Annotated in this window: 5 protein-coding genes; 2 read left to right on the top strand and 3 right to left on the bottom strand. The window is 40.0% G+C overall.

All coding sequences use genetic code 11. The annotated features are described in order from the left end of the window. The first annotated feature begins 137 nt into the window (after positions 1-137). Positions 138-500: an ABC transporter permease gene (locus EI164_RS13845; protein WP_263972672.1), complete on the top strand. Its 363-nt coding sequence runs from the start codon at positions 138-140 to the stop codon at positions 498-500. A 1115-nt stretch (positions 501-1615) separates the two neighbouring features. After that, a complete protein-coding gene (locus EI164_RS13840) occupies positions 1616-3316 on the top strand; it encodes an AMP-binding protein (RefSeq protein WP_192520514.1) in 1701 nt (566 codons plus the stop codon). An 84-nt stretch (positions 3317-3400) separates the two neighbouring features. Here EI164_RS13840 and EI164_RS13835 read toward each other — a convergent pair whose 3' ends face one another. The 3 genes from EI164_RS13835 to EI164_RS13825 all read right to left on the bottom strand — a co-directional run bounded on the left by EI164_RS13835 (position 3401) and on the right by EI164_RS13825 (position 6633). Then, a complete protein-coding gene (locus tag EI164_RS13835) occupies positions 3401-4270 on the bottom strand; it encodes an SDR family oxidoreductase (RefSeq protein WP_192520513.1) in 870 nt (289 codons plus the stop codon). Positions 4271-4451: 181 nt separating this feature from the next. Beyond that, positions 4452-5204: a histidine phosphatase family protein gene (locus tag EI164_RS13830; protein ID WP_192520512.1), complete on the bottom strand. Its 753-nt coding sequence runs from the start codon at positions 5202-5204 to the stop codon at positions 4452-4454. A 145-nt stretch (positions 5205-5349) separates the two neighbouring features. Beyond that, positions 5350-6633: a phosphotransferase family protein gene (locus tag EI164_RS13825; protein WP_192520511.1), complete on the bottom strand. Its 1284-nt coding sequence runs from the start codon at positions 6631-6633 to the stop codon at positions 5350-5352. Positions 6634-6760 lie beyond the last annotated feature (127 nt).

Here is a 6760-nt window from a genome sequence, read left to right as displayed (position 1 = left end):
CCTTGTTCGGCTTGTTTTAGGATGTTGACGATTTGGTTGTCGCTAAAGCGTGTCTTTTTCATAGGATTCTCCTGCTGATGTATTCTAGCAGTTACTCTCTATTTATGAGTGTTCTTATTTATTGGGGGGATTACCTTATGATTATTTTAAAAGTGCAGCCTTGGTACACTCCGCAATTCATCATTCCCATACTAGGATTAATATTGGGCAACTCTCTCACTGCTATTGCTTTGACTAGCAACCAACTGATTGAATCTTTTTATGAGCAGCGGGGGCGTATCGAGATGATGCTAAGCCTATCTGCGCGGCCATTTGAAGCGGTACACGAGCCTATACGCTCGGCCATTATCACTGGTATGACGCCAACATTAAACTCTATGCTAGTCGTTGGTATCGTCAGTTTGCCGGGCATGATGACAGGACAAATTCTTGCGGGGGCTGATCCTACTCAAGCCGTTCGTTACCAAATAATAACGATGTTTTTTGATATGTGTGAGTAGCACGCTTGGTTGTACAATCAATGCCCTACTCATTTATCGACGTTTTTTTAATAAAAGCTATCAATTTATCCCACCATGAATGACTCACCACCTATAGCGTTAGAGATAAAGAATTTATGCCTTAATGTGTTAAATACTGCCTCATAACTTCCATTGTAACGCTCGCCTCATGTTGAAAGTATCCCACTATATATTTGATTTTATGAATATATTTATTTTAATTTATGTACTACCCAGTACGACAAACCAATGTTTACTTGATCCACATTCATGATAGTGTACTCATTAATAATCACTTTATTTTTGAATACTCAAACCGTGGCTTGTTAATTACTACAATGGCGTGCCTAAGACGATTTATCCCAATAGGTACAACAGTATTAAAGAGCTCTATGAGGAATGCTTTGGAAAGTCTTACTGGTTACAAATCTCCGCATCATATTGAATTTGTAAATGAATTACCAAAGAGACATATAAGTAAGGTGTTGCTGCAAAGATTATAAAAGAATATCGAATAATTCCCAAAAAAAATAAACATAAGTTTTTTAAATAAGGGCGTTTGATACTATTGGTAGAACGCTCTGAACTGTAAAAATAGATAATTTCTATGCAGAAACCTGCCCTGTTATAACCATATTGTTAAAACTATCACCCAATAAATTGCCTTAAAAGAGTAATACTGGTTATAATGACTATTATTCTCAATAAAAATAACCGACTACAACATCTTATCGACCATTTATCTCAAAATAGTTGCAACATATATATTTAAATTAATCAAATTTAAATATAAACTATCAAGTATTATATTGGCATAAAAAAATCAATTGTAGTTATGTTAATGTGTTGTCAAAATAAGTTGCTTTACTTTTTTTCAGTCTCAAAAAAAATACCTAACCGTTTAATCTACTTAGATTATGATTCTTTGCGGTTAAATGAATTTGTAATTAAAAAGCTATAGATATAAAGGCCAGCGTATTCTAACAGTCTGTGAAACCATATCATGTCACTCAGCAAGCCATTGCTCTCACAGCAACGATCTGTATTGTTTGACACGAATGTGACTACCTTTTTATAGAACCTTAACTTAATCTCAGCATTTAAGAACGCTAAGTATGACAGTTGATAAACCTTGGCTTGCTCAATACCCAAAAAATGTACCTAAAACCATCAATCCAGATCAATATGCAAATCTGATTGAGTTATACGAGGAATGCTTTGACCGTTTCCGTCCCCATCCTATGACTATCTGTATGGGTGTTACTCATACTTATGGTGACGTGGACAAAGCATCACTTGCAGTTGCCGCATGGTTACAAGCTCAAGGTATTCCTAAAGGCAGTGTCGTAGCATTAATGATGCCAAACGTTCCGCAATACTTACCTACAATGATTGGTATATTGCGCGCAGGATACGTATGTACGCCTGTTAATCCATTATACACTGGCCGTGAGCTACGCCATCAGTTAAACGATTCAGGTGCCCAGACTATTTTTGTGGTGGATAATTTTGCCCAAGCACTTGAGCAAGTTATTGACGAGACAAACATCAGGCGCATTGTTCTCTCAAAAATGGGCGATATGATGGGACTAAAAGGTATTTTAGTCAATACCGTTATCCGTCAGGTGAAACGCTTAGTCCCCAAGTATAATCTTAATGACCCAAAATATCAGGTTACTAAGTTTCCTGAAGTGCTTAAAAAAGGCAAAAACCTACCTGTTCAATCGCCAAAAACCACCATGCAACAAAAAGCTATCTTGCAATATACGGGTGGAACGACAGGACTATCCAAAGGGGCGATTTTATCACAGCGTAATATCGTTTCTGCTGCTCTACAGTCAGAAGCATGGTACCGCCCTGTCACTTCAGAAATTAACGAAGTCTATATCAATATGGTGATGGCTCTACCGCTATATCATATTTTTGCATTTATGCTGAGTTTGCTTGGTATGCGTTCAGGCTACACCTTTATATTGGTGCCAAACCCACGCGATATGTCAGGCTTTGTTAAAACATTATCAAAACAACCGTTTCATATTATTCCTGCTGTCAACACACTATTCAAAGGCTTACTCGATCAGCCAAACTTTAAAGATTTGGATTTTAGCTCACTACGCATATCACAAGCAGGTGGTATGGCAGCAACTGAACAGACCGCGGCTAAATGGTTGGCAGTCACTGGTTGCCCAATGATTGAAGGTTGGGGCATGACTGAAGGTGTTGCTGCTGGTACAGCCAACGTCATCACTGACCGTAAATTCAACGGTACAATTGGTATACCCGTTCCTAGCGTCGATGTCATCGTTGCTGACGATAATGGTAAACATGTGGGATTCAATCAAGCAGGAGAAATGTGTATAAAAGGTCCTAATGTGACCTCAGGCTACTTTAATAAAGACAGTAGCAACGATTTCACCACTGATGGTTATTTCCGCACTGGTGACATTGTCAGCATGGATGAACAAGGTTATATCACCCTACTTGACCGCAAAAAAGATATGATTTTGGTTTCAGGCTTTAACGTTTTTCCAAATGAAATTGAATCCGTCATGCTTGACTACAAAGGCATTATTGACTGTGCGGTAATTGGTATTCCAGATAGCCGCCAAGGCGAAGCTGTCAAAATTTATGTTGTCCCGAGCGATGATGATGTCACCAAAAATGATATTAGAGAATATGCTTTGGAAAACCTCACTGGTTACAAATGTCCGCGTCATATTGAATTCATCAATGAACTACCAAAGAGCAATATTGGTAAAGTATTGCGGAAAAAATTGCGCGAAAAACATATATCAGATAACCCTCAAACACTATAACGTCTGAACGTCATAGTGTTTGAATTAAAAAAAGCCCTCTACTTATCAAGTAAAGGGCTTTTTTAATATTTTGATGACTGACTATTAGTTCATCTTATTAACCAGCCGTAATGGTAAGTGTTTCATAGCCTGCCCGACAACTGACCAAGGCAAGCTTGGTACACACGCTTCATCTACGCCAGCTTCAATCGCTGCGACGATTGCTTTGGTACCTGTTTCAGCATCTACTTCAAACGGCAGTGGCTTGGCATTTTCATTGATTTCGGTACGAATATAACCTGGATAAATAGTGGAAACTTTAATCGGCAACTTTGTTAATAGCATATCAGCACGAATACCTTCTGCCAAATAAGCCAATCCCGCCTTGGCAGCACCATAAGCCGTCAGATGCTTAGGCAAGCCACGCATCGCAGACATACTAGATATCACAACCAAATGACCAGCATTCTGTGTTCGAAAAACATTCATAGCCGCTTCACACTGTGCTAAGGCTGATACGAAATTTATTTCAACGGTACGGCGGTTGGTTTCAAAACGACCTTTGCCAATACGGCGACTCTCGCCAACACCTGCATTCACAACAACTTTATCAATATGACCAAAATCAGCAGTAAAGGCATCAAACACTTCAAAAATCGAACTGTAATCACTGACATCTAAGGCTCGATGCTCGATACGAATATTAGGATATGCTGCTACCAATTCTGATTTTAGACCCTCCAAACGATCTATACGACGCGCGCATATCGCAAGATTGTAGCCAAGCGCAGCAAAGAGCCTAGTCATCCCTTCCCCCAGACCTGAACTCGCACCTGTGATAAGTACGGTTTTATCTTGTCCAACCTGCTGCTTATTTAGCTTTTGTAAATAGCGTGTTGGCTGAACGGCACCAAATATCTTATTCTTATTTTGTCTGGCTTTTTTGGTGAGCAAATTTATCACTCTACTTTGCATGGACAGTCCTTTTTATATCGACATGAGATCAAAACGATAATCTATAATATCCTAAATTTATAGATTGATTTTGTTTGTTATCAAAATAAACCAACAGCATCCGACCAATGCTATGGCTGACCTTACTCATATAAAGCGCAGTTATGTATCTTAAGCAACTTCCTTGTCGTTGCTGCTATGTTTAACGCCACGTTACGAAAGATTGGCCATCAGAAAATAAATGACTGTATTCGTTTAGAGACAATAAACGTGTACTTTTGTTTTTGACAGTAATGGAAGTGACACCGGTATTGACCAAATTTTTATTCAACTGATATGCGGTTTGACTGCTTTGTTTTAATAGCTGTGCCGTAATAGCTGCTATCACACCCCCTGAGGTAAAAACCAATACCGTATTATCAGCATCCAAGTTAAGATTGGCTATCTGAATACAAACCTGTTCAAGTGCTTGCTGAGCGCGGTGATTAAACTGCGGCCAACTTTCTAGATAATCCTGATCGTTGTCACCACCATGCCAACGCTGCATCGCCTGATCAAACAACTCAGCTAAACGGGTCGCTGGCACCTCTGCTTTAGCAATCTCAGCTGCAATCGCGCCTTTATTAATAAACGCAGGATCCGATTTGACAAACACGTCTTTATGATTGAATTCATCAAACTGCGGTAAAATATAACTATCAGGCTCACGCATGCTCGTAGACGTGTTGCGACTATTTTTAATAGTCATAGATGACTGATAACTGGCCAAAAAATGCTGAGCAGAATCCTGCTGTCTCACCAGACTCCCTGTAAATATGGCATCGATACGGCGTTGTGTGGCCGCATAGTGCTGACCCAGCATTTTTGCTTGTGTGATACCTAACTCTGAGAGCTGATCGTAATTCTCTTGTCCAAATGATGCCTGGCCGTGACGTGCTAAAAGGATGGTTGTCATATTAATATTGCCTGTTTTCTATGCCTTTCTATAAGGTGCTTTATATATGTAGCTGCAGCTATGCGCTTTTTGATACGAAAAAAACACTTTGTAGCTGTAACCATGAACATAATGGCTACAAATACCTCGTAATATTGTAGGTAAGCTAAGCATACATAGCGTCAGCATAGCCTTTCGGTAATGTACTCTTTACCAGCGCTTGCACCTCACTCGGCAACTGCTCCATACTTTCGGCATCTATCTTAATATCTGACGAATGTGCTGTTAAATATGCGGTAAATGATGCATCACCTTCAAATGCCGCAATGAGCTTTAAAGATTTAGCATGCAACATGTGAACCACTATCCACATACTCTCAAAAACTGGGTTTGAGGTTTGTTTGTTATAAAAACGATAATAAATCTGCTGAATAATACCAGCCAAACGAAATAAGCCAAATACCTCATAAAACGTCCAATTAGAGACTTGCAGACCTGTTTTTGTCAGGTAATAGTCCACTACTTCATTGCGGGTCATCATACCGTCTAAATGTGTCGGTTGACGACGTGACTGCTGCATCACTGCATCATCATCAGCCTCTATCCAATAAGCAAGGGCACTGCCCAATTCCATTAGCGGATCACCTAGCGTTGCCATCTCCCAATCAAGCACTCCGATCACTCGTGTGGGATCTTCTGCATCTAAAATAACATTGTCAAAGCGCCAATCGTTATGAATCACGCAGGTCTTGATATCTGCTGGTGTATGACCAGTGAGCCATTGGCCAACTAGGCCAAAGCTAGGAACATTAGGCGTTTTAGCTTTAGCATAACGTTTGTTCCAGCCACCAACTTGTCGTGCGCAGTAGCCATCACCACGTCCTAACGCTACTAAGTTAGGATGATTGCTATAATCAACTTGATGTAGCTCTATTAAAGCATCAATAACATTGGTACATAACTCACGGATTTGGGCTGGATTAAGATTGATATCTTTGGGTAAATTGGCACGTGGGATGATGCCTTCAACACGCTCCATCACATAGAAATCATCACCAATAACCGACTCATCTTGACACAACGCAATCATTTCTGGCACATAGGGATATGCATCCTTCAATGCGGCTTGAACTGTGTATTCACGCACCATATCATGAGCAGATTTGGCTTTGGTTCCCTTTGGGGGACGACGTAATATCAAATCTTGGTTGTCATACTTCAGACGATATGTCCAATTGGATGCGCCTCCGGAAAACTGAGTAACCTCAGGTTCACCTTGAATATTCACACCCTGTGCGCGTAACCAGCTACTGACTGCCTGTACATCTAGAGACTCACCATCACGAACCGCGCCACCGATGTCCAAAACCTTTGTGTTTTTTGCAATGCTGTCAGTCGTAGCAGCATCATTCGTGGCACTATTATTTGTGGGACTGCTATTAGTCGCCATAAGACATTCCTTATCTATATTTAATGATAATCACTTACATATAAATCAGATACGGTTTTAACCTACTATCTCTAGGGCGTGTCCCTAATCTGGAAAAGTAAGTATAAAGCCTTTAAAATAAAGAGAC

Source organism: Psychrobacter sp. FME13 (genome assembly GCF_014861395.1).
Classification (GTDB): domain Bacteria; phylum Pseudomonadota; class Gammaproteobacteria; order Pseudomonadales; family Moraxellaceae; genus Psychrobacter.
This window is presented reverse-complemented; position numbering and strand designations above follow the sequence as displayed.